General features: G+C 61.9%; 19 protein-coding genes. 11 read left to right on the forward strand and 8 right to left on the reverse strand.

Annotated features, from left to right (window positions below):
- Positions 1 to 19: 19 nt before the first annotated feature.
- Positions 20 to 484, reverse strand: a complete 465-nt coding sequence (locus DQW91_RS12930) for a peroxiredoxin (protein WP_112664061.1) — start codon at positions 482 to 484, stop codon at positions 20 to 22.
- Between the two features lie 210 nt (positions 485 to 694).
- Here DQW91_RS12930 and DQW91_RS12935 point away from each other — a divergent pair, with 210 nt between their 5' ends.
- Positions 695 to 4,123 carry a YhdP family protein gene (locus DQW91_RS12935; RefSeq protein ID WP_157961443.1) on the forward strand — a complete coding sequence of 1,143 codons (3,429 nt, stop codon included), beginning with the start codon at positions 695 to 697 and terminating at the stop codon, positions 4,121 to 4,123.
- On the opposite strand, the gene DQW91_RS12940 is transcribed toward DQW91_RS12935, so the two are convergent.
- Complete coding sequence (locus DQW91_RS12940; protein WP_112664063.1) at positions 4,112 to 4,570, reverse strand: NUDIX hydrolase; 459 nt, start codon at positions 4,568 to 4,570, stop codon at positions 4,112 to 4,114. The genes DQW91_RS12935 and DQW91_RS12940 overlap by 12 nt on opposite strands.
- A 64-nt stretch (positions 4,571 to 4,634) precedes the next feature.
- Positions 4,635 to 5,897, reverse strand: a complete 1,263-nt coding sequence (gene tyrS, locus DQW91_RS12945) for a tyrosine--tRNA ligase (protein WP_112664064.1) — start codon at positions 5,895 to 5,897, stop codon at positions 4,635 to 4,637.
- 202 nt (positions 5,898 to 6,099) lie between these two features.
- On the opposite strand from tyrS, the gene DQW91_RS12950 reads away from it, so the two are divergent.
- On the forward strand, positions 6,100 to 8,193 hold the full coding sequence (locus DQW91_RS12950; protein WP_112664065.1) for a M10 family metallopeptidase C-terminal domain-containing protein: 2,094 nt from the start codon (positions 6,100 to 6,102) through the stop codon (positions 8,191 to 8,193).
- Positions 8,194 to 8,371: 178 nt separating this feature from the next.
- Here DQW91_RS12950 and DQW91_RS12955 read toward each other — a convergent pair whose 3' ends face one another.
- On the reverse strand, positions 8,372 to 9,028 hold the full coding sequence (locus DQW91_RS12955; RefSeq protein WP_112664066.1) for an alpha/beta hydrolase: 657 nt from the start codon (positions 9,026 to 9,028) through the stop codon (positions 8,372 to 8,374).
- Between the two features lie 228 nt (positions 9,029 to 9,256).
- Between DQW91_RS12955 and DQW91_RS12960 the strand changes: the two genes are divergently transcribed.
- The 7 genes from DQW91_RS12960 to DQW91_RS12990 all read left to right on the forward strand — a co-directional run bounded on the left by DQW91_RS12960 (position 9,257) and on the right by DQW91_RS12990 (position 16,257).
- On the forward strand, positions 9,257 to 10,426 hold the full coding sequence (locus tag DQW91_RS12960) for a cysteine desulfurase family protein (RefSeq protein WP_112664067.1): 1,170 nt from the start codon (positions 9,257 to 9,259) through the stop codon (positions 10,424 to 10,426).
- A gap of 72 nt (positions 10,427 to 10,498) precedes the next feature.
- The gene (gene sufB, locus DQW91_RS12965) at positions 10,499 to 11,971 is read left to right on the forward strand and encodes a Fe-S cluster assembly protein SufB (RefSeq protein ID WP_112664068.1); all 1,473 of its coding nucleotides are present in this window, start codon (positions 10,499 to 10,501) and stop codon (positions 11,969 to 11,971) included.
- Between the two features lie 13 nt (positions 11,972 to 11,984).
- Positions 11,985 to 12,368: a hypothetical protein gene (locus tag DQW91_RS12970; protein WP_112664069.1), complete on the forward strand. Its 384-nt coding sequence runs from the start codon at positions 11,985 to 11,987 to the stop codon at positions 12,366 to 12,368.
- An 11-nt stretch (positions 12,369 to 12,379) separates the two neighbouring features.
- Positions 12,380 to 13,132: a Fe-S cluster assembly ATPase SufC gene (gene sufC / locus DQW91_RS12975; protein ID WP_112664070.1), complete on the forward strand. Its 753-nt coding sequence runs from the start codon at positions 12,380 to 12,382 to the stop codon at positions 13,130 to 13,132.
- A gap of 1 nt (position 13,133) precedes the next feature.
- Positions 13,134 to 14,447 (forward strand): Fe-S cluster assembly protein SufD, encoded by a 1,314-nt coding sequence (gene sufD / locus DQW91_RS12980; RefSeq protein WP_112664071.1) that lies wholly within the window; start codon positions 13,134 to 13,136, stop codon positions 14,445 to 14,447.
- A 175-nt stretch (positions 14,448 to 14,622) separates the two neighbouring features.
- Positions 14,623 to 15,858 (forward strand): cysteine desulfurase, encoded by a 1,236-nt coding sequence (locus tag DQW91_RS12985; RefSeq protein WP_112664072.1) that lies wholly within the window; start codon positions 14,623 to 14,625, stop codon positions 15,856 to 15,858.
- 102 nt (positions 15,859 to 15,960) lie between these two features.
- A complete protein-coding gene (locus DQW91_RS12990) occupies positions 15,961 to 16,257 on the forward strand; it encodes an SUF system Fe-S cluster assembly protein (protein WP_245411026.1) in 297 nt (98 codons plus the stop codon).
- 10 nt (positions 16,258 to 16,267) lie between these two features.
- Here DQW91_RS12990 and ybaL read toward each other — a convergent pair whose 3' ends face one another.
- Together ybaL and DQW91_RS17320 are read right to left on the reverse strand one after the other, a co-directional pair.
- Positions 16,268 to 17,953, reverse strand: a complete 1,686-nt coding sequence (gene ybaL / locus DQW91_RS12995) for a YbaL family putative K(+) efflux transporter (protein ID WP_112664074.1) — start codon at positions 17,951 to 17,953, stop codon at positions 16,268 to 16,270.
- Between the two features lie 166 nt (positions 17,954 to 18,119).
- On the reverse strand, positions 18,120 to 18,419 hold the full coding sequence (locus DQW91_RS17320) for a DUF6678 family protein (protein ID WP_112664075.1): 300 nt from the start codon (positions 18,417 to 18,419) through the stop codon (positions 18,120 to 18,122).
- Between the two features lie 220 nt (positions 18,420 to 18,639).
- On the opposite strand from DQW91_RS17320, the gene sufA reads away from it, so the two are divergent.
- Both sufA and DQW91_RS13010 read left to right on the forward strand, forming a co-directional pair.
- Positions 18,640 to 19,020: a Fe-S cluster assembly scaffold SufA gene (gene sufA, locus DQW91_RS13005; RefSeq protein WP_198411866.1), complete on the forward strand. Its 381-nt coding sequence runs from the start codon at positions 18,640 to 18,642 to the stop codon at positions 19,018 to 19,020.
- A 2-nt stretch (positions 19,021 to 19,022) separates the two neighbouring features.
- Positions 19,023 to 19,382: a TfoX/Sxy family protein gene (locus DQW91_RS13010; protein ID WP_245411021.1), complete on the forward strand. Its 360-nt coding sequence runs from the start codon at positions 19,023 to 19,025 to the stop codon at positions 19,380 to 19,382.
- Between the two features lie 203 nt (positions 19,383 to 19,585).
- On the opposite strand, the gene DQW91_RS13015 is transcribed toward DQW91_RS13010, so the two are convergent.
- Together DQW91_RS13015 and DQW91_RS13020 are read right to left on the reverse strand one after the other, a co-directional pair.
- Positions 19,586 to 20,143, reverse strand: coding sequence for an NADPH-dependent FMN reductase (locus DQW91_RS13015; RefSeq protein WP_112664078.1), 558 nt, complete (start codon positions 20,141 to 20,143; stop codon positions 19,586 to 19,588).
- Between the two features lie 100 nt (positions 20,144 to 20,243).
- Positions 20,244 to 21,686, reverse strand: coding sequence for a DEAD/DEAH box helicase (locus DQW91_RS13020; protein WP_112664079.1), 1,443 nt, complete (start codon positions 21,684 to 21,686; stop codon positions 20,244 to 20,246).
- Positions 21,687 to 22,040 lie beyond the last annotated feature (354 nt).

Below are 22,040 nucleotides of genomic sequence, written 5' to 3' on the forward strand. Positions count from 1 at the left end.
AGATAGGCGCTTCTGGGGACTAAATTCCCTTCGCCGCCTCCAGCACCTCCTTGACGTGGTCCGGCACCTTTACCTTCGGCCAGATCTTCGCGATCTTGCCGTCGCGGTCGATGAGCACGGTCGTGCGTTCCACGCCCATGTATTTGCGTCCATACATGCTCTTCTCGACCCACACGCCATAGGCTTCGAGCATCGACTTCTCCTCGTCGGAGGCGAGGGGGAAGGCTAGGCCGTATTTGTCTCGGAACTTGTCGTGGCTTTTCAGGCTGTCCGGCGACACGCCGATAATTTCGGTATCCGCTGCGGTGAAGGCGTTACGCAAGGATTGAAAGTCCTGAGCTTCACGGGTGCAGCCGGAAGTATCGTCTTTGGGATAGAAATAGAGCACAGCCTTGCGGCCTTTGAGGCTCGCGAGGCTGATCTTGTCTGCGCCGGTTATCGGCAACGTGAAGTCCGGGGCTTTTTGTCCGACGGTCAGTGTCATGGCTTGCCTTCCTTTTGGCGGATTGTCGGTGTTTGGGGAGGAAATCGCAATCCTCAACAAGATTGTCGAAGATTGTCGCGAGAGACGATCCGTCGGGTTAAGGTCCCCGCGATTTGATTCCCTCCCACTTCGGACAGTTCAAGAACCGGATCGCTCGACAGCGAGAGAATGAAGCAGTTTTTGACCGGAAATAAACGCCCGAAAGGTGCGATGAAGCTGAAGGCACAGCGGAGCGCTTTGTCGCGCGTGCTGCGCGGAGCCCTCTATGTGAAGGTCGGAATCGTTCTGGCCGTCATTGTGGGGCTTGGGCTGCTCTATGCGCGTCTGTCCGCCGGCCCGCTCAGCTTCGGACGAATGCCGGAGCGGATCGGCGAAGCTTTGGCCTCGCGGATCGGTCCGGGCTGGTCCGTGACCATGCGTAATACGGCGCTTGAATTGAAAGCCGGATCCCCCGCTCTGCGAGCGATAGGGCTGGATGTTCGCGATCCCAACGGCGCCCTCGTTGTCCGAGCTCCTTACGCGACGGTTAGCGTCGACGGATTTTCCCTTTTGACAGGGACGTTGCAACCCAGGTCCATCGAACTGCGCGATTTGCAGATCCGCGCCCTTGTCGCCAAGGACGGCTCACTCTCGTTTTCTCCAGCCGCCGGGGGAGAGGGTTCGGAGACCACGTCCCCTGCTGTCGTCCCTCAGGTCGCGACGCAAGAGCCATCCGACCCGCAGGCTTCGCCGGTTTCGCGTGTGGTTGGGTCGCTCTTCGAGCTCGTCGTAGGACGTTTCGGCATTCTCAACTTGCTCGACCGCGCGCAATTGACCAATGCCAGCCTCACGCTCGTCGATGCGAACCAGAAGCAACGCGGCACGTTCAAGCGCGTCGATGCTGTTTTCGAGAAGAACGGCAGCGGCGAGCACCATTTCGACGCCACGCTCGATGGACCGCAGGGCGTATGGCAACTGAACGGCGACGCCAGCGGCGATTACAAGACAGGCTATCGCGCCACGGTCGTCACCGCTGACGCTCCGTTGGAGGACGTGCTGCTTCTGGCGGGCATGTCGGCACTTCCGACTTCGACCGATCTCAAGCTCTCGGGGCGCATCGATGCCGCTTATGGCGCGGGGCGATTGAGAGATCTCAGGGCGCGCTTCACAAGCAATAGCGGCGCGATCCTGATCGATGACAAGGACACGTCGCCGCTTCAGATTGACCGCTCCACCATTGCCCTGGCCTGGGAAGAGGAGCAGCACGCGCTCGCGCTTCAGACGCTTGAGATGAAGGGCGGTGATACTGCCGTGAACCTGCAGGGCAAGCTGGCCCTGCCGGTCAACGGAGATCCGTGGCGCTTGTCCTTGAGCGGAACGAACGCTCGGCTGTCGGGAGCCGCGGCCGGTGATGCCCCTGTCGAAGTGAGCTCCATCGAGGCTGATCTGTCGGGACCGGACGGCGTTGTCCTCAACTCCGTGAAGCTGCGTGGCCCGAACCTGTCCGCCGACATCTCGGGTGTCCTTGGTTCATCGGCCGATCCTCATGGCCTGCGGCTCGACCTGCATGCCACGAACTCAAACCTCCGCTCTGTCCTTCGCGTCTGGCCGGAAGCGGTCGCGCCTCCGGTTCGGAGGTTCCTCGTCTCCAATCTGAAGGCCGGCACGCTCGATTCGATCGCGCTCAAGGTCGCCATGACTGGCGAGGACATGAAAAAGGCGATCTCAGGCGAGCCGATTCCCGATCAGTCGCTCAACATCGACTTCGCGATTTCGCAGGGCACCCTGCAGGCCGCCGCCGGCCTGCCGCCGGTTTCGAAAATGAATGTGACCGGCAACGTCACCGGCATGAAGGTCATGCTGCATGCCCCGACGGGGGAGGTGTCGTTACCCGAAGCGCGAAGCCTTGCAGCTTCCGACGGCACTTTCGTGCTTGGCAATTATTGGGACGAAGCTGCCATCGCGCAGATCGATTTTCGTCTGCAAGGCGGTGCCGATGCGCTCGCGGCCCTTCTGCGGGAGCCCTTGATCCAGCAGATCGCGGGTTTCGACGCCGATCCGGCTTCCACCAGAGGCAAGACAGACCTCAAGGTCGGCATCGGCCTTTTGGTCAACAACGTCCCGGCTTTCGCGGATCTGCCTCTGACAGTGAACGGCAAGGTGACGGATCTCACTGCCGATAAGATTTTCGGCAAGGAGAAACTCGAAGGCGCGGCTCTCACCATCGCCTATGATCGCGGAGTGCTCGCCATCAAGGGCGACGGGAGGATCGCAGGCAATCCCGCCACGATCGATGTGCGGAAGAACCGCGAGGGCGGGGAGGCGAATGTTGCGCTCGTTCTGGACGACGCGGCGCGCCAGCGACGCGGTATGTCGTTCGGATCGCAACTGACCGGCCCGCTCCCGATCAAGGCGACGATGCCGCTCGGCAAGGATGCGAGCAAGCAGGGCATCCGCCTCGATGCGGATCTGACGAAGGCGAATGTGGACCAGCTTATTCCCGGATGGGTGAAGCCCGCAGGTCGACCGGGTAAGCTCACTTTGACGCTGGTCGAAGGTCATACGAGCGAGCTTCGCGACCTGGCGCTTGACAGCGGCTCGACCCAGTTACGCGGCACGGCTGCGTTGGGAAGCGACGGTTCGCTCGAAAGGGCCGACTTGTCCACGTTCAAGATGTCTCCCGGTGACGACATGCGCGTGCAGGTCGACCGCGCCGCTGGGGTCTACAAGGTCGTCGTTCGCGGCAACGTGGGCGATGCGCGCCCCTTTACCAAGTCGTTGAGTTCGTCTTCGCCTGCGCCGGCCTCCAATGGCCGCGGCAGCTCCCGCGATGTCGATCTCGACATCGCCCTCAACATTCTCACCGGCTATAACGACGAGGCGATCACAAACGCCACGATCAAGGCTTCCACCCGTAAGGACAGCCTGCGGCAGCTGGATATCAAGGGCCGGCTCGGCTCGACCAACGTGACCTCGCGCACGGTTGCGCAGGGCGCCGGCGCTGCGCCTGTCATCCTGCTCCAGGCCGAGGATGCCGGCGCCTTGCTGCGTTTCACTGATGTCTATCGCCGCATGTCCGGCGGGGATCTTGTGCTGCAGATGAATACCGGCGACGGGCCCCAGCCCGGAGTTTTGACGCTGCGCTCATTCACTCTCGTCAATGAGCCTGCCTTGCGGCGGATCATTCCGACGCAAACCCGGATTGTTGCCGGGCGCGACAGCACCGGGCAGGCACAAAATGTGCTGGTCGATACGAACCGCGTCGATTTCGCAAAGGCGCGGATGGATTTCACGCGCACGGCCGGACGCATCGATTTCAAGGATGCCGCGATCTGGGGCAACCAGATCGGATTTACCCTCAACGGGTTCATCGATTACGCCCGCGACAAGATGGATATCAGTGGCACCTTTATCCCGGCCTATGGCCTGAACAACGCTTTCGCGCAGGTGCCGCTCTTCGGCCCGTTGCTCGGGGGCGGTCAGTACGAAGGGTTGTTCGCCGTAAACTTTCGGGCCTCCGGCGCGACAGCAACGCCCTCGCTGATGGTGAACCCCTTGTCCGCCGTCGCACCCGGATTCCTGCGCAAGCTGTTTGGAACCGGAGGGACGATGGAGGCGGATTCGCTCCCGACGATGCCGGCAATGCCTCTAGACCGTTGAGGCGGCCGCGAGCCTTCGGGCCTGAAGAGCGACCTTGTCCACGTTGAGGCTGACACGGTCGAGGCTGCCCAGATCCGAGATGGGCCACCAGGCGGCTTCGGTCGCATCGTCCCCTGCCTGCGGCGTTCCTGAAAGCCATCGGCACAAAACAGCGATCAGCACGAAGTGGTGCCGAAGTTCGCCGTTCTCACTCCAATCGAAAGCGTCGAGCGCCGTAAAGGCTCCCAGCGCTTGCGCGCGGATGGCCGTTTCCTCGAAGAGCTCCCTGATCGCTGCCGCTTCCACGGCTTCGCCGTGATCGATCTTGCCCCCGGGAAAACCCCACATGCCGGCATCGGGCGGGTTGGCCCGCCTGACCAGCAGCACGCGATCCTCATGGACGACCACGGCAAGGACGGCGGCAACAGGGAGAGCCGAGGGAGGCAAGGGAGTGTCTGAGGCTTTCATGGCATGGCCTCGATCCGCCGTGGTGACGCGCTCCGATTCTCATGACGACCGGAGCGCACCTCCCTTAAATGGCGCGTAGCAGAACGTGGCGCTTCTTGCCGAAGGACAGCTTGATGACGCCCTCGGGAGTCATGTCGGCGAGGCGCAGCACACCGCGCTCGTCGCTGACTGTCTCGTCGTTGACCTTGAGGCCGCCGCTCTTGATCTGGCGCCGCGCCTCGCCCGTTGAGGGCACGAGCTTGGCGTATTCCGGGCCGAAGGCCGAGAGGACACCGAGGCCGGCTTCCAGGAGACTCGACGGGACTTCGATGGTCGGCAGGCTTTCCGCGAGGGTGCCTTGCTCGAAGGTCTTGCGTGCGGTCTCTTCCGCCAGCGCCGCGGCTTCGCGGCCGTGGATGAGGGCGGTGGCCTCGGTTGCCAGGACCTTCTTGGCCTCGTTGATCTCCGCGCCCTGCAGCGCCGCAAGGCGCGCGACCTCATCGAGGGGCAGGATCGTGAAGAGCTTCAGGAAACGTGCGACGTCCGCGTCCTCGGTGTTGCGCCAGAACTGCCAATAGTCGTAGGGGCTCAGCATGTCCGCGTTGAGCCATACGGCGCCGGAGGCCGTCTTGCCCATTTTGGCGCCGGAGGCGGTCGTCAGAAGCGGGCAGGTGAGGGCGTAAAGCTGCGGCGTGCCGAGGCGGCGACCGAGATCGATGCCGTTGACGATGTTGCCCCACTGGTCCGAGCCGCCCATCTGCAGCACACAGCCGTAGCGCTTGTTGAGCTCCACGAAATCGTAGGCCTGGAGGATCATGTAGTTGAATTCCAGGAACGACAATTCGTGCTCGCGCTCGAGGCGCATCTTCACGCTGTCGAAGGACAGCATGCGGTTGACCGAGAAATGGCGGCCCACATCGCGCAGGAACTCGATGTAGTTGAGCGTCGTCAGCCACTCGGCGTTATCGACCATCACCGCGTCGGCCTTGCCATCGCCGAAGTTGATGAAGCGCGAGAAAACGCCCTTGATGCTGGTCTTGTTGGCTTCGATCTGCTCGACCGTCAGGAGCTTGCGGCTCTCATCCTTGCCGGAGGGATCGCCGACCCGGGTCGTGCCGCCGCCCATGAGGGTGATCGGTTTGCCCGCGCCGGTCTTTTGCAGCCAGTGCAGCATCATGATCGAGAGCAGGTGCCCCACATGGAGTGAGGGGCCGGTGCAGTCATACCCCACATAGGTCGTCAGGCGCCCCTCGGCGGCAGCGGCGTCCAGCCCCTCGAAATCGGAGGTCTGGTGAATGAAGCCTCGCTCGGTGAGAACCTTCAAAAATTCGGATTTCGGCGCGTTCATCGCGTCTCTCTCGTCAGTCCTGGTCGCAATCGAGCTGGACCTCTAGCAGCTTCATCGCAGGATTTCACGCGGTTTTGGCCCCCGGTAGGGCGAGTTTACCTTCCAGGGTCCCATTTTATGCGCCCTAGGAATTCATACGGGGCCAGGTCGCGAGACCTCGCTCATAGTGCAGGCACTACACTCAGAATTGCAAAGGTGCCCTATGTCGTGGTTCTCGGACGCGTTCCGCTCTGCGGGGAATTGGATCGGCGATCAGGTCGAAGCCATTGGAAACTGGTTTGGCGACGCAGCGAATTCCGCCTGGAACTGGATTTCAGACAACATCTCGGGACTGCCCCTGAACTTCTTCTCGGTCATGGGGACACTCTTCCCCTCATGGAATATCGGTGGCGTGCAGTATTTCACGCCGAGTCATTCCGATAGCGACGTGAAGTCGTTGATCTCGGGCTCCAAGTGGGCCGACTCGACCATTACCTATTCGCTGCCCGATTCCCGGAGCGATTACGAAGCGATCAATCCGAGCGCGTCCGGCTACAAGCCGCTTTCGGCTGAGGTCGAGAGCGCTGTCCATGAGGTTATGGCATCCGTGGCCGGCTACGTGACGACCGGCATCTCGTATGCGGGCCGCAACGATGCCAACATCAAGGTGGCGGCGTTCGAGCCAGGATCCATTATCGTAAACAGCCACGGCTATTATCCGGGCGTGCCTGTTTATGGCGGCGATACATGGCTGACGCTCGGCACGTCTACGAGCGCACAGAAGGGTAGTCGCCCTTACTTGCTGGCCATGCACGAGCTTGGCCATTCGCTGGGGCTCAAGCATACTCACGATTCCGGCTGGGGCCTGCCCAAGACGTCCGCAGTCCACGATTCTATCGAATACACGGTGATGTCTTACAATAAGACCATCGATTCCCCGCAAACCTTCATGCAGTACGACATCGCTGCACTGCAGTTGATGTACGGAGCCGATTTCGGAACCAACAGCGGCAACACCGTGTATCGCTGGAGCTCATTGACGGGTGAGATGTTCGTCAACGGGGCTGGTCAGGGCGTGCCTTCGGATAATCACATCTTTCTGACCGTTTGGGACGGAGGAGGGGTCGATACCTACGACTTGTCGAACTTCTGGAACAATGCGGTGGTCGATCTGACCCCGGGCGGGGTTTCCCGGTTCTCCGATGCTCAACTCGGCCGCAAGGACGGGACGTCTTTTGTCAACGGTAACGTCTATAACGCCTTCCAGTACAATGGTGATCCCCGTTCGCTGATCGAGAACGCCACCACGGGCTCCGGCAACGATAAGATCATCGGAAACAGTGCCAACAACGTGCTGAGCGGCAATAGCGGAAACGACTCCCTGCATGGCGGGAATGGTTCCGACTCGCTCTATGGTGGGCTCGGCAACGATGTTCTCGACGATGCCGTTCCCAGCTCGAGCGCCGGAAATTACGTTTACGGTAACGACTATATGTCCGGCGGCGATGGCGACGACCGCATCTTCGGCCGCTTTGGAAACGACAAGCTCTACGGCGACGACGGCAACGATTACATCGATGCAGGCGAGGACAATGACGTCGCATACGGCGGCAACGGCCACGACATCGTCATCGGGTTCACCGGGAATGATGAGTTGTACGGTGATGCAGGCAACGACACCCTGTATGGCGGAGACGGTTCCGACGCGCTTTATGGCGGTGCCGGCGACGATTTGCTTGACGATGCCATCCCGGGTTTTGGGAACTTCGTTTACGGCAATGACATGATGAATGGCGGTGCCGGCAACGACCGCATCTTCGGCCGTTTCGGAAATGATCTGCTCGTTGGAGACGACGGCAACGACTATATCGATGCTGGCGAAGATAACGACGTTGTGTACGGTGGCTATGGCCAGGACACCATCATCGGCTACACCGGGAACGACCATCTCGTCGGCGATGCTGGCGATGATGTGATCTATGGCGGTCAGGGCAACGACGTTCTCTACGGCGGAGCCGGGCGCGACATCGTCGTGTTCGATACAGCCCTGGATCGCTACTACAATGTCGATCAGATGTGGGACTTCAACACCTATGAAGACCAGATCCGCCTTGATCGCGGCATCTTCAAGGGCTTCGGCTGGTCGGTTGCGCTGTCCATCGGCGCAAGCGCGAAGGGGTGGGGCGCGCAGATCGTTTACAACAACGTCACGGGCGAGCTGTTCTACGATTCCGATGGCTTCGGTTACGCGGCCCAGATCAAGTTCGCGACCCTCTCTGCGGGTCTCGCCCTGACGTCTGCCAATTTCGTGCTGTAACAAACCGGCGTTCGGATACTTCTTCCGCGTAGATTCAAGCGGCTAAAAATTAAAAGGCGCTGGTGCTTTAGTTGCGCTGGCGCCTTTTGCTTGGGCGGCTTTAAGTGGCAGGAGCGGGCCAATAAAAAAGGCGGGCCGACTGGCCCGCCCGATTGCTTTTGAAGGCAGATGCTTAAGCCTATGCAGCTTCCTCGATGGTGCCGAGGCGCTTGTCCAGATACTCGTCGACGGCGACCATCAGTTCGTCGACCTTGCCGTCGAAGAAATGGTTCGCGCCATCGACGACGGCGTGCTCGAGCTTCACGCCCTTTTGCGTCTTCACCTTCTCGATCACGCTGACGACGTCCTTGACCGGGGCCACACGGTCTTCCGAGCCGTGGACAAAAAGGCCGGAGGAGGGGCAGGGGGCGAGGAACGAGAAATCGTAGCGGTTCGCCATCGCAGCGATAGAGATGAAACCCTCGATCTCCGGACGGCGCATGAGAAGCTGCATGCCGATCCACGAGCCGAAGGACACGCCGGCGATCCAGCAGGCGCGAGCGTCCGGATTCATGGCCTGCGCCCAATCGAGCGCGGCGGCGGCGTCCGAAAGCTCGCCCTGGCCGTGGTCGAACGCGCCCTGGCTGCGGCCGACGCCGCGGAAGTTGAAGCGCAGGACCGAGAAGCCACGGTTCAGGAAGTTGTAGTAAAGGTTATAGACGATCTGGTTGTTCATCGTGCCGCCGAATTGCGGGTGCGGATGCAGCACGATGGCGATGGGAGCCCCCTTCTGCTTCGCGGGCTGATAACGCCCTTCGATGCGACCGGCGGGGCCCGTAAAGATGACCTCAGGCATATTGCTGACCTCTTGGCGACAGCCTCCTTGAAGGAGGGCGCAACGCAGGCGACCTTGACTCAAGGCCCCTGTTTTCCTTAAAATCCTTAGAATTGTTCTAAGTAGTGTGGCCTTTCGGTCACTGCAATGGTCGCGTAACCGTCAAGCACAGGCTGATCTGATATGGTTCTGTTGCTTTAGCACGGCAACCAGGGGCCATTGCAAGGTTTTCATGAAAGGGCGTTTCGCATGGCGGCAAGCCAGCGCAGCTATCTCGATTACAACGCGACCGCGCCGATGAGGCCCGAGGTCGCGACCGAGATGGCGCGCGTCTTTCTGCTGCCGGGAAATGCCTCCTCCGTCCATGCGGAGGGCCGTGCCGCGCGGGCCGAGATGGAGACGGCGCGGGAGCGCGTGGCCGCGCTTGTCGGTGCCCTGCCGAAGAACGTGATTTTCACCAGCGGCGGCACCGAGGCCAACAACCTCGTTCTGTCTCCTTCATTCCGCCATGCGGGGAAGGCGGGCGCCGGGCTTTTGCTCGTTGGCGCGACGGAGCATCCCTCCGTGCTCGCCGGTCACCGCTTCGCGCCTGAGGCCGTGGAGCGCATTCCGGTCAATGCTCAAGGCACCGTGGACCTCACCTGGCTCAAAGCCCGGCTGGAAGCCGCCGAAGGGCCGGTTCTGGTTTCGGTTCAGGTCGCCAATAACGAGACCGGCGTTCTGCAGCCAATTGCCGCCATTGCTGCCCTTGTGCGCGAACATGGCGGATACGTTCATGCGGACGCGGTGCAGGCCGCGGGCAAGGTCACGCTCGACATCGGCGAGCTCGGCGTTGATGCGCTGACGCTTTCCGCTCACAAGATCGGCGGTCCGAAGGGAACCGGGGCCGTCATACTGGCCTCCGACCGGATCGAGATCGCGGATCGGCTGATCCGGGGCGGCGGTCAGGAGCGCGGCTATCGGGCGGGCACGGAAAACGTGGCCGCGATTGCAGGCTTTGGAGTTGCGGCGCAGATCGCGAAAGCCAATCTGAGCGAAGAGGCTGAGCGCTTGCGGTCCCTGCGGGACGAGGCTGAAGCGCGGCTTCTACAAATCCTGCCGGAGGTCGTGGTTTTCGGCGCCGGGACTGAGCGCCTGCCGAACACCTTGGCTTTCGCCATCCCCGGTGTGAAGGCCGAGACGGCGCTGATCGCGTTCGACATGGGCGGGGTCGCCCTCTCGTCGGGGTCGGCCTGTTCTTCGGGGAAGGTCAAGCGGTCGCATGTGCTCGATGCCATGAGCGTCGAGCCCGCGCTCGCAGAGGGCGCCTTGCGCGTCAGTTTGGGGTGGATGACCACGAAAGAGGACGTAGCCCGCTTTGCGGAAACGTGCGAAAGACTGGTCGAAACCCTATATAAACGGAAGGCGAACGCGGCCTGATCTAAAGGCTTCGCTCGTCATCCATTGTCATCAACCCGCGGTCCTTGAAACCGTGAGCGGTGGGAGAGACAGATGCCTGCAGTGCAGGAAACGATCGACCAGGTCAGGTCGATCGACGTCGATCAGTATAAGTACGGCTTCGAGACCGAGGTCGAAATGGAAAAGGCCCCCAAGGGGCTTTCCGAGGACGTGATCCGTTTCATCTCGGCCAAGAAGGGCGAGCCGGAATGGATGCTCCAGTGGCGTCTCGACGCCTACAAGCGCTGGCTCACCATGACGGAGCCGAAATGGGCGCGGGTGTCCTACGACAAGATCGACTACAACGACATTTACTACTACGCCGCGCCGAAGAAGAACCCGGCGCCGAAGTCGCTCGACGAGGTCGATCCCGAAATTCTCAAAACCTATGAGAAGCTCGGCATCCCGCTGCGCGAGCAGGAGGTCCTGGCAGGTGTCGAGCCGAAGAACCGCGTCGCGGTCGATGCGGTGTTCGACAGCGTGTCCGTGGTCACCACCTTCAAGGAGGAGCTGGCCAAGGCGGGCGTGATCTTCATGCCGATCTCCGAGGCGATCCGCGAATATCCGGACCTCGTGCGCCAATATCTCGGCACGGTCGTTCCGGTGACGGACAATTACTTCGCGACGCTCAACTCGGCGGTCTTCACGGACGGCTCGTTCGTCTACATCCCGCCGGGCGTGCGCTGCCCGATGGAGCTGTCGACCTACTTCCGCATCAACGAGAAGAACACCGGCCAGTTCGAGCGCACGCTCATCATCGCTGACAAGGGCTCCTACGTCTCGTATCTGGAAGGCTGCACGGCCCCCAAGCGCGACGAGAACCAGCTTCACGCCGCCGTGGTCGAGCTGATTGCGCTCGACGATGCCGAGATCAAGTATTCGACGGTGCAGAACTGGTATCCCGGCGATGCCGAGGGCCGGGGCGGCATCTACAATTTCGTGACGAAGCGCGGCGATTGCCGTGGCAAGAACTCGGTCATCACCTGGACACAGGTCGAGACGGGTTCGGCGATCACCTGGAAGTATCCGTCCTGCATCCTGCGTGGCGACAATTCGCGCGGCGAGTTCTACTCGATTGCCGTGTCGAACGGCATGCAGCAGGTCGATTCCGGCACGAAGATGATCCATCTCGGCAAGAACACCACGAGCCGGATCATTTCCAAGGGCATCGCGGCGGGCAAGTCTGAGAACACCTATCGCGGTCTCGTCTCGGCGCACCGCAAGGCGACTGGCGCGCGCAACTTCACGAATTGTGACTCGCTCCTCATCGGCAACCAATGCGGCGCGCATACGGTGCCCTACATCGAGTCGAAGAACGCGAGCGCCGTGTTCGAGCACGAGGCGACGACCTCCAAGATCTCCGATGATCAGATGTTCTACTGCCAGCAGCGCGGCCTCTCGGAAGAGGAAGCGACGGCACTCATCGTCAACGGCTTCGTGAAGGACGTGCTGCAGCAGCTCCCGATGGAGTTCGCGGTGGAAGCGCAGAAGCTCATCTCGATCTCGCTCGAAGGCAGCGTGGGGTAATCAAGTGAGAGAGATGCTTGTCGGAACGGCGCGGTTTCGCCTGATGGCAAGTGAGCTCAAGGCGCTGAGTGGCATGTTCGAGAAATACAAGATCTCGGCGTATTGTACTGGCGATCAGATCATCTTCTCTCACAACGGGCATGTCGAATTTGCATCGATTGGGAAGGATTACGAGTTTGGCGCAAGTCATCCCATGTTCTTTTACAAAAGAATGCAGTCTGAGGCTGACTCACGCCGAGCTGGCTTTGGCTTCGACGATACAGATGGCAACTATTTGCCGATTGTTCGCCGTGGAATTCTCGACGCTCTGAAAGATCTCAAATACTTAGACGAGTACACAAGAAATAACGGGCTGGAGCCTTCGAACGTGGATCACGTTGCTCTGGCCGATCTGTAGGAACCTTTAAAATGCTCGAAATCAGGAACCTCGTCGTTCAGATCGAAGACAAGCGCATCCTCAACGGTCTCGACCTCACCGTGAATAACGGCGAGGTGGCGGCCATCATGGGGCCGAATGGCTCAGGCAAGTCGACGCTTTCTTATGTCATCGCCGGCAAGGAGGATTATGAAGTCCTCGATGGCGAGATCCTGCTCGACGGCCAGAACCTTCTCGAAATGGAGGCCGACCAGCGCGCGGCGGCGGGCGTGTTTCTCGCCTTCCAGTACCCGTTGGAAATTCCCGGGGTCGCTTCGATGACCTTCCTCAAGGCGACGCTGAACGCCCAGCGCAAGGCGCGCGGCGAGGCGGAACTGACGACGCCGGACTTCATCAAGCGCGTCAATGCGGCTGCGGCAAAGCTCGAAATCCCGAAGGACATGCTCAAGCGCGCCCTCAATGTTGGCTTCTCCGGCGGTGAGAAGAAGCGTATGGAAATCCTCCAGATGTCGCTTCTGGAGCCGAGCTTCTGCATTCTCGACGAGACGGATTCCGGCCTCGACATCGATGCCCTGCGCATCGTCTCCGAGGGCGTGAATGCGCTGCGCTCGAAGGATCGCTCGTTCCTCGTCATCACGCACTATCAGCGCCTGTTGAACCACATCGTGCCCGACACCGTGCACGTCATGTCGGCGGGCCGCATCGTGAAGACGGGCGGCAAGGAGCTGGCGCTCGAACTCGAGGCCAATGGCTATGCGGATTACCGGCAGAGCGAGGCCGCCTGACATGGCCGACGTCACCTTGATGAAGACGCCGGCGGAAACCGCGCTGGCGCAGGCTTTCGAGGCGGTGAAGACGGCGCTGCCTGGCAGCGCGGAATCGCGCGCCGAGGCCTTTGAGCTTTTCGCCGAGCGCGGGCTGCCCCATCGCCGCGTGGAGGAATTCAAGTACACGGATCTGCGCACGTTCATGCGCGAGGTCGCTCCCTTCGCGCCGACGCCTTCGTCGGCAGAGGCCAAGGCCGCGCTACGCGACGCCAAGGCCCTGGCGGGCGTCGAGGCGCTCAGCATTCCGTTCGTGAACGGCCATCTGGTCCGCGACGAGATCGACTTTTCAAAGCTGCCTGAGGGCGTCGAAATCGTTCCGCTGTCCGAGGCTCTGGCGGCAGGGCATGACTGGCTCGCCAAGCTCAGCCCCATCGAATGGGCGCGCAAGAATCCGGTCTACCAGCTCAACTCCGCTTTCATGGCGGACGGCGTCATGGTCCGCCTGTGGGGTGATGTGGCGACGCCGGTGCACCTTCGTTTTGTCACGTCGAGCGCCACGGCTGTCGCCACCGCGACGCGGGTTCTCGTCATTGTCGAGCAGGGGGCGAGCGTCACCCTTTTCGAGACGCATGAGAGCACGAGCGGCGCCGGCCATCAGCCGAACGACGTCGTCGAGCTTCTTGCGGGCGACAACGCGCATGTTCACCATGTCCGCGTCAACGCGGAAGGCGATCAGGCGCTGGCGCTCTCCACCTTCGCGGTGAAGCTCGGTGCGGATGTGGCGTTCAACACCGTCAACGTCGTTGCCGGCGCGAACGTGTCCCGCCATCAGGTCTTCGCCGTCTTCGAGGGCGAGAACACCAAGGCGCAGATCAACGGCGCGACGATGCTCAAGGGTCGCCAGCATGGCGACACGACGCTGATCGCGGAACACGCCGCGCCTCATTGCGAGAGCCGCGAATTGTTCAAGACCGTCGTGGACGATGAGGCCACCGGCGTCTTCCAGGGCAAGATCATCGTTCCGCATCATGCCCAGAAGACCGACGGGCGCATGATGTCCGCCGCGCTCCTTCTCGGAGATGGTGCGTCGATGAACAACAAGCCTGAACTCGAAATCTTCGCCGACGACGTGCAATGCGCCCACGGCGCGACTTGCGGCCAGCTCGATGAGGATCTCCTGTTCTATCTCATGGCGCGAGGCCTGCCGAAGAAGGAGGCGGAAAGCCTTCTGGTTCAGGCGTTCCTCGGTGAAGCCATCGAGGCGGTGGAACACGAGGGCGCGCGTGATGCCCTGGTCGGCGTGGTCGAGACTTGGTTGAAGGCGAGAGGCTGAAATGACCTGAGGTTCCAGCGCCTCTGTCCTCATCCTGAGGAGGTCACGAAGTGACCATCTCGAAGGAGGGTCCAGAGCGCACTGGAGACGCCTCGTGTCCTTCGAGACGGCCTGACGGCCTCCTCAGGATGAGGCTCGCCTCGCAGGGATGAGGCTTCTAGTAGTGGATTGAGCGATGAACGCATCTTTTGCCCCTTATGACGTCGAGGCGATCCGGGCCCAGTTCCCGATCCTGTCGCAGCAGGTCTACGGCAAGCCGCTCGTCTATCTCGACAACGCGGCGTCGGCGCAGAAGCCGCGCGCGGTGATCGATGCGATGGTGAACACGATGGAGACCGGCTATGCCAACGTCCATCGCGGCCTGCACTACATGGCGAACGCGGCGACGGAAGCCTTCGAGAATGCGCGCGAGGCCGTGCGCGCGTTCCTGAACGCCGAGTCCGTCAACGAGATCATCTTCACGAAATCCGCGACCGAGGCCTACAACCTCGTGGCAGATTCCTTCGGGCGCATGAATATCGGGGAGGGGGACGAGATCATCCTCTCCATCATGGAGCACCACTCCAACATCGTGCCCTGGCACTTCCTGCGCGAGCGCAAGGGTGCGGTCATCAAATGGGCTCCGGTGGACGACGAGGGTAATTTCCTCGTCGAAGAGTTCGAGAAACTGTTTTCGCCGAAGACCAAGATCGTCGCCATCACGCACATGTCGAATGTGCTCGGCACGGTGACGCCGATCAAGGAGATCATCCGCATCGCCCACGCCCACGGCGTTCCGGTGCTGGTGGACGGCGCTCAGGGCGCGGTGCATTGCGATGTGGACGTGCGCGACCTCGATGCGGATTTCTACGTGCTGACCGGCCACAAGGTCTACGGCCCGACCGGCATCGGCGTGCTCTACGGCAAGCGCGAATGGCTTGAGAAGATGCCGCCCTATCAGGGCGGCGGCGAGATGATCCGCGAAGTCACGCAGGACCTCGTGACCTACAACGATCCACCGCATCGCTTCGAGGCGGGCACGCCCGCGATCATCGAGGCGGTCGGCTTGGGCGCTGCCTTACGGTTCATGATGGATCTCGGGCGCGACAGGATCAGGGCGCATGAGGAAGCCCTCTCGGCCTATGCCCATCAGCGCCTTGGCGCGTTGAACTCGCTGCGCATCATCGGTCGTGCGAAAGGCAAGGGCGGCATCATCGCGTTTGAGATGAAGGGCGCGCATGCCCACGACGTCGCGACCATCATCGACCGGCAGGGTGTCGCCGTCCGCGCCGGAACCCATTGCGCCATGCCGCTGCTTCAGCGCTTTGGCGTCACTTCAACCTGCCGTGCGTCGCTGGCGCTCTACAACACGACGGCGGAAGTCGATAAGCTTGCCGAAGCCTTGCAAAAGGCGGAAGCCCTGTTTGCCTGAGGACCGAGACCCGTGAACGCTCAAACTCCCTCCAACGATGCCGCGCCCAACGCGCCGCAGGTCACCCCGGGTTCCGCCATTCCCCCGGAAGAACTCGACCGCATGACCGATGACATCGTCGCGGCTCTCAAGACGGTCTATGACCCCGAAATCCCGGTCGACATCTACGAGCTCGGCCTGATCTACCGCGTCGATATCGACGATGATCGCAACGTCTCCATCGACATGACGCTCACCGCACCGGGCTGCCCCGTCGCCGGCGAGATGCCGGGTTGGGTCGAGAACGCCGTCGGCGCAGTGGAGGGTGTGCAGAGCGTCAAGGTCACGATGGTTTTTGACCCGCCGTGGGACCAGAGCCGCATGTCCGACGAGGCCCGCGTGGGCCTCGATATGTGGTAGGGCCGACCGCCTAACCTGCTGCCGATGCTTCCTCGGCACGGGGAATGCTTGCGATCAGTGCCTTCGCGGTTTCCCGCTCTCCCAGAATGACGCTTGTCGCGCCGTATTTGAGAAGATGAGCGGATTCCGCGTCCGAATGGGCGCGCGCGATGATCGGCAGGCCGGGATTGATGGCCCGGGCCTGTTCGACAACCTGGCCGCTTTCGAAAGCCTCCGGAATGGCAACCAAGAGGCACCGTGCGGCGGCAATGTTCGCAGCCGCCGCGACGGATGGGCTCGCGGCGTTGCCGATGATCGCCTCAATGCCCTGCTGCTGAAGCTGCGCCGCCTTGTCCTCGTTGTTCTCGACGACGAGGAAGGGAATGTTCGCGGCGTGCAGTTTCTTCGCAATGAATTTGCCGACGCGGCCGTGACCGACGAGGACGACGTGATCGCTCAAAGCCGTCATCTGGCGGGGCGCCTCGACGGCAGCCTCCTCCACGACGTCTGCCGCGCCGGGCTCGGGGAGGGCGGTTTCCTTCTTCACCCAGAAATCGAGCAGGCTGAAGAGGAAGGGATTGACGAGGATCGAGAGGATCGCGCCCGCCAGAATGAGATCGCGTCCTTCCTTGGGGAGCATGTCGAGCTCGACGCCGAGCCCTGCGAGGATGAAGGAGAACTCGCCGATTTGCGCAAGGCTCGCCGCGATGGTGAGCGCGGTTGTCCTCTGGTGCCCGAACAGGCGCACGATGGCATAAGCCGCGAGCGACTTGCCGACGACGATGATGAGGAAGGTCGCCAGCACTGGCCCGAAATTCCGCACCAGGATCGTCGGGTCGAACAGCATGCCGACCGAGATGAAGAACAGAACCGCGAAGGCGTCACGCAGGGGCAGCGTCTCGGATGCTGCCCGGTGGCTGAGTTCGGATTCGCTGAGGATCATGCCCGCGAAGAACGCGCCGAGGGCGAAGGACACGCCGAACAGGGTCGCCGCGCCATAGGCGACACCGAGCGCGATGGCGAGCACCGAGAGCCGGAAGAGTTCGCGGGAGCCCGTATGCGCGACGTAGTGCAGGATCCACGGGATGACCTTGCGCCCGACGATCAGCATGAGGGCGACGAACGCGCCGACCTTGCCGAACGTGACCATGAGGGGCAGGGCAAGGGCGATACCGCTTCCCGATGAGCCTTTCAGCAGATCGGCGATGGCGGGCAAGAGCACGAGGGTGAGCACCATCGCGAGGTCTTCGACGATGAGCCAGCCGACGGCGATGTGACCGCGTTCCGTCTCGACGAGGCGGCGCTCCTGCAAGGCGCGCAGGAGAACGACCGTACTCGCGACGGAGAGGGCGAGGCCGAACACCAGCCCCGCGCTGGCGGACCATCCGAGCAGCCACGCGAGTCCCATGCCGAGCAGGGTCGCCACCGCGATCTGCGCGATAGCGCCGGGTACGGCGATGGCTTTGACCGAAAGCAGTTCCTTGAAAGAAAAATGCAGCCCGACGCCGAACATCAGCAGAATGACGCCGATCTCCGCCAACTGGTTGGCGAGGCCCTGATCGGCCACATAGCCAGGCGTGAAGGGGCCAACCAGGACGCCGGCGAGCAGGTAGCCGACGAGAGGGGAGATGCGAAGACGGTGAGCGAGGGCGCCGAGAGCGAAAGCCAGCACGAGACCGACGACGATGGTCGAGATCAACGGGGTATGGTGCGGCATCAGCTCTCCTTTACGCCCTGATTGTTTTCCATTTAGAGCATTTATCTCCTGTGAGGAAACCGCTTCTCAAGGGAAATTCTGGCAACGTCATTACAATTTCGAGGGCTGAGGAGCTCCGGTCCGGGACGCCCTAGGGCTCAGCTCAATCAAGTGGAGGACGGCATAGTTACAGGTAATATGTTGCCTGATCGTCTCGAAGATACCCAAATACACGAAAGCCCTCGGGCGTTTCTTCGCCAGGCACATGAACCTTTTGGAGGGCCGATCGAACCTTCTCACGCTGGATGGCATCCTCCACGAGGATATCGACATGAAGGATGGAGGCGTACCCGCCATGTCGAAAGTGATAGTACCATTCACGATCTGGGGGCGACTGGTAGCCTTCGACGGAAAGTGTGCTCCAAGCTGGCGTCGGAGTGATCCTGTACATTTCCAGTCGAAGCTCGTCCCACTTTGTGTTGTTCATTGCCGGATTTCGCACGCAGATCGCCTTTTAAAGCCTGAATGAAATCAGGATAACGAGTGTCGCTGCAGATAGGAAGTTTTGAACCGGCTTGTCATCGCGGGCGGCGATAGGCCCTGCGACACGGAATTGCTCTCGACGTTCGCTCCATGAGCGCCTATTTTAAGCTTAGATATGACACTCATTCTGCCCGGGCCTTGAACCCGGCCGTCAGGAGAGAAAAATGGCTCTACCCGGTTTCAAGGTCATGACCTTGACGGACGCGGCGGCGAACCGCGTCAAAGCGATCATCGCGAAGGCCGAGCGGCCTCTCGTGGGCGTGCGCGTCGGCGTGAAGAACGGCGGCTGCGCGGGCATGTCCTACACCATGGAATATGCCGAGAGCGTGAACCCGCTCGATGAGGTTCTGGAAGACAAGGGCGTGAAGGTTCTCATTGACCCCAAGGCGGTGCTGTTCCTCCTCGGCACGGAAATGGACTTCCAGACGACCAAGATGTCGTCCCAATTCGTGTTCAACAACCCCAACCAGACCTCGGCCTGCGGCTGCGGCGAATCCGTCGCCATTACCCCCGCCACGCCGGATGCGCTTGAGACGGTGCAGTAATCTTGGATGCTGACGACATCCGCGATGTGTTCAGCGGCTTCGGGCCGGTGCGCATCCGCAAGATGTTCGGCGGGCAGGGGATCTATCGCGACGATCTGATGTTCGCTCTCGAGGCTGACGGGGAGCTCTACCTCAAGACCGATGCCGAGAGCGAAGCGATGTTCCGCATCCATGACTCCCGGCCCTTTGCCTATACAACACGCGACGGCAGGACCACGGTGATGAGCTATTGGCTGCTGCCGTCCTTCGCCCTTGACGATCTCGACGAGGCGGCCCGCTTCGCTCACGCCGCTTTCGCCGCCGCACAACGTGCGAAGATGCCGAAGCCGAAGGCGCATGCTCCGAAGCGCAAGCGGGCTTAAAGACCACTCTTCCCTCGTCATCCGTGGCCGCCCGACGGGCCGCGCCCTTTCCCACTGCCCTCATCCTGAGGAGCGGCAAAGCCGCGTCTCGAAGGAGGTTCCAGTGCGCACTGGAGACGCCTCGCCCTTCGAGACCCCGCGGCCCTCCTCAGGGTGAGGCTGCGGGAGTTACGAGCTCTCAGACCCAACGCTCGATCTACACATCAACGCTTGATGGTTTTCTCGACCCATTCGGCGAAGGCTGCCATGAAGGTGGCCAGAAACTTCCGCGTGCCCTCGTTCACGAGCTTGCCGCTGTCGTCGAGCAGGGTCGAGACGTTCCCTACATAAGCCTCCGGCTGCTGCAGCACCGGAATGTTGAGAAAGACCAGTGATTGGCGCAGGTGATGGTTGGCGCCGAAACCCCCGACAGCCCCCGGCGAAACGCTCACCACCGCCCCGGGCTTGCCGTCCCAGGCGCTCTGCCCGTAAGGCCGCGAGGCGATGTCGATGGCGTTCTTGAGAACGCCGGGAACGGAGCGGTTGTATTCGGGCGTCACGAACAACACCGCGTCCGCCGCCTTGATCTGTTGCCTGAGCGAAACCCACGCTTCCGGTGGTGAGGTATCCGCATCCTGATTGTAAAGGGGCAGGTGACCGATCTCGATGAAATCGAATTTCAATCCATCCGGCGCGAGCTCGGTGAGCGCCTTGGCGATTTTGCGGCTGAAGGATTCCTTGCGCAGGCTGCCGACGAGGATGGCGACATTGCGGGTGGTCATGAAGCTCTCCGGGATAAGCGATGACGGGCTTATCCCTAAAGCTTGAGCGCATGCGGGCAGGGGTCAAGGCTGCCCGCTTACGATTTTAGGGAGGCGGATTCTATTTCGCCTTCTTCGGCGCTGTAGAGCGCATGAGGAACGCGGGAACGTGATCGCCGAGGCCGATCACCGGCGGCTCGTTATCGTCGCCTCTGTCGCGGCGGTGGTCACGGCGCTGTTGAGGCTCGCGCTGCTCTCGCGGTTCGCGCTGCTCTCGCGGTTCTCGCGGCTGGCGCTCCACTGGTTGCGGCTCCACTGCTTCAACCTCGCGGGCCTCGCGCGGCTCTCCCCTGCGTCCACGGCCGCCGGAACGGCCCTTGTCACGGCCACCTCTTTCGCGCCCGCGCGACGGGCGCTCCTCCGAAGCCGGGAGCTCGGCCAGCGTCGGGCCTTCCCATTCGATCTTCTTGTCGATCAGCTTCTCGACGGCGGCGAGGGACTTTTCGTCCCTGCGGCTGACGAGCGTGAAAGCCGCGCCTGTGCGTCCGGCGCGGCCCGTACGGCCGATGCGGTGCACGTAATCTTCCGCGTGATGGGGAATGTCGTAGTTGAAGACGTGGCTCACGGCGGGAATGTCGAGGCCGCGCGCGGCGACGTCGCTGGCGACGAGAAGCGGTATCTCACCGGAACGGAAGGCGGCGAGGGCGTCCATGCGAGCCCGCTGGTCCATGTCGCCGTGAAGCGCTGCCACCTTGAAATCGTGCTTCTGCAGCGAGCGGTGCAGCACCGCCACATCACGCTTGCGGTTGCAGAAGATGATGGCGTTCTGCAGATCGGTGGCGTTGCGGATGAGGCCGCGCAGGGTCTCGCGCTTCTCGTAATCCTCCGATCCCGTCGCCACGAGGCGCTGGGTGATGGTGGAGGCGGTGGAAGAGGCGCGGGCGACCTCGAGCCGCACTGGGTTGTGCAGGAACGCATCCGCGAGGCGCTGGATCTCCGGCGGCATGGTGGCCGAGAAGAACAGCGTCTGCCGGGTGAAGGGCACGAGCTTCACGATGCGCTCGATATCGGGAATGAAGCCCATGTCGAGCATGCGGTCTGCCTCGTCGATGACGAGAAGCTCAACGCCGGAAAGCAGCAGCTTGCCGCGCTCGAAATGATCGAGCAGGCGGCCGGGAGTGGCGATCAGCACGTCGACGCCGCGGGTGATCTTGGCGTCTTGATCGCCGAAGGACACGCCGCCGATGAGCAGGGCGACGGAGAGGCGGTGGTTGACGCCGTACTTGTCGAAGTTCTCCTCAACCTGCGCCGCGAGCTCGCGGGTCGGCTCGAGGATCAGCGTGCGCGGCATGCGGGCCCGCGCGCGGCCTGTCTCGAGGAGGGTCAGCATCGGCAGGGTGAAGGCGGCAGTCTTGCCGGTTCCGGTCTGCGCGATGCCCAGCACGTCCTTGCGCGCGAGGACGTGGGGGATGGCCTGCGCCTGAATGGGCGTGGGCTGCGTGTATCCGGCGGCGGAAACCGCTTGGAGAACTTTATCGCTAAGTCCGAGTTCGGCGAACGACATGAATGATATAACCGTTGAGGGCCAGAGTACGCTTTCCGTGCCAGCCGCTCTCTACGGCAACATACAGGCGCGAGACGAGTTTCGCCCGAAACCCAGTTTCAGACGAAGCTGCGCGGACCATAGGACAAGTCGACCGCTTGTCAATCCAAGGAGAGGAACCGCAGAGGGCTCTCTCATATTTATTCCAGACCTTGTGAATACAGGAGGCTGTTCTCAGCGGGCGAACCGCCGCTGGACGATTGCAGGGTGACAATCCCCGTACCTGCTCCGAGGAGGAGTCCTGGCCCTTCACGAGGGGCGCGACCAGGAGTTGCGCCCAGTGCGGGGAGGCTTGCCGGGCGGCAACGCCACAAG

Origin of the sequence: Microvirga flavescens, from assembly GCF_003290125.1 — a bacterium.
Classification (GTDB): domain Bacteria; phylum Pseudomonadota; class Alphaproteobacteria; order Rhizobiales; family Beijerinckiaceae; genus Microvirga; species Microvirga flavescens.

What these genes read in the sequence shown, in the direction of transcription:
- DQW91_RS12930 (WP_112664061.1), bottom strand. Translation starts at nt 484, where the DNA reads ATGACACTGACCGTCGGACAAAAAGCCCCGGACTTCACGTTGCCGATA.
- DQW91_RS12935 (WP_157961443.1), top strand. Translation starts at nt 695, where the DNA reads ATGAAGCTGAAGGCACAGCGGAGCGCTTTGTCGCGCGTGCTGCGCGGA.
- DQW91_RS12940 (WP_112664063.1), bottom strand. Translation starts at nt 4,570, where the DNA reads ATGAAAGCCTCAGACACTCCCTTGCCTCCCTCGGCTCTCCCTGTTGCC.
- tyrS (WP_112664064.1), bottom strand. Translation starts at nt 5,897, where the DNA reads ATGAACGCGCCGAAATCCGAATTTTTGAAGGTTCTCACCGAGCGAGGC.
- DQW91_RS12950 (WP_112664065.1), top strand. Translation starts at nt 6,100, where the DNA reads ATGTCGTGGTTCTCGGACGCGTTCCGCTCTGCGGGGAATTGGATCGGC.
- DQW91_RS12955 (WP_112664066.1), bottom strand. Translation starts at nt 9,028, where the DNA reads ATGCCTGAGGTCATCTTTACGGGCCCCGCCGGTCGCATCGAAGGGCGT.
- DQW91_RS12960 (WP_112664067.1), top strand. Translation starts at nt 9,257, where the DNA reads ATGGCGGCAAGCCAGCGCAGCTATCTCGATTACAACGCGACCGCGCCG.
- sufB (WP_112664068.1), top strand. Translation starts at nt 10,499, where the DNA reads ATGCCTGCAGTGCAGGAAACGATCGACCAGGTCAGGTCGATCGACGTC.
- DQW91_RS12970 (WP_112664069.1), top strand. Translation starts at nt 11,985, where the DNA reads ATGCTTGTCGGAACGGCGCGGTTTCGCCTGATGGCAAGTGAGCTCAAG.
- sufC (WP_112664070.1), top strand. Translation starts at nt 12,380, where the DNA reads ATGCTCGAAATCAGGAACCTCGTCGTTCAGATCGAAGACAAGCGCATC.
- sufD (WP_112664071.1), top strand. Translation starts at nt 13,134, where the DNA reads ATGGCCGACGTCACCTTGATGAAGACGCCGGCGGAAACCGCGCTGGCG.
- DQW91_RS12985 (WP_112664072.1), top strand. Translation starts at nt 14,623, where the DNA reads ATGAACGCATCTTTTGCCCCTTATGACGTCGAGGCGATCCGGGCCCAG.
- DQW91_RS12990 (WP_245411026.1), top strand. Translation starts at nt 15,961, where the DNA reads ATGACCGATGACATCGTCGCGGCTCTCAAGACGGTCTATGACCCCGAA.
- ybaL (WP_112664074.1), bottom strand. Translation starts at nt 17,953, where the DNA reads ATGCCGCACCATACCCCGTTGATCTCGACCATCGTCGTCGGTCTCGTG.
- DQW91_RS17320 (WP_112664075.1), bottom strand. Translation starts at nt 18,419, where the DNA reads ATGAACAACACAAAGTGGGACGAGCTTCGACTGGAAATGTACAGGATC.
- sufA (WP_198411866.1), top strand. Translation starts at nt 18,640, where the DNA reads ATGGCTCTACCCGGTTTCAAGGTCATGACCTTGACGGACGCGGCGGCG.
- DQW91_RS13015 (WP_112664078.1), bottom strand. Translation starts at nt 20,143, where the DNA reads ATGACCACCCGCAATGTCGCCATCCTCGTCGGCAGCCTGCGCAAGGAA.
- DQW91_RS13020 (WP_112664079.1), bottom strand. Translation starts at nt 21,686, where the DNA reads ATGTCGTTCGCCGAACTCGGACTTAGCGATAAAGTTCTCCAAGCGGTT.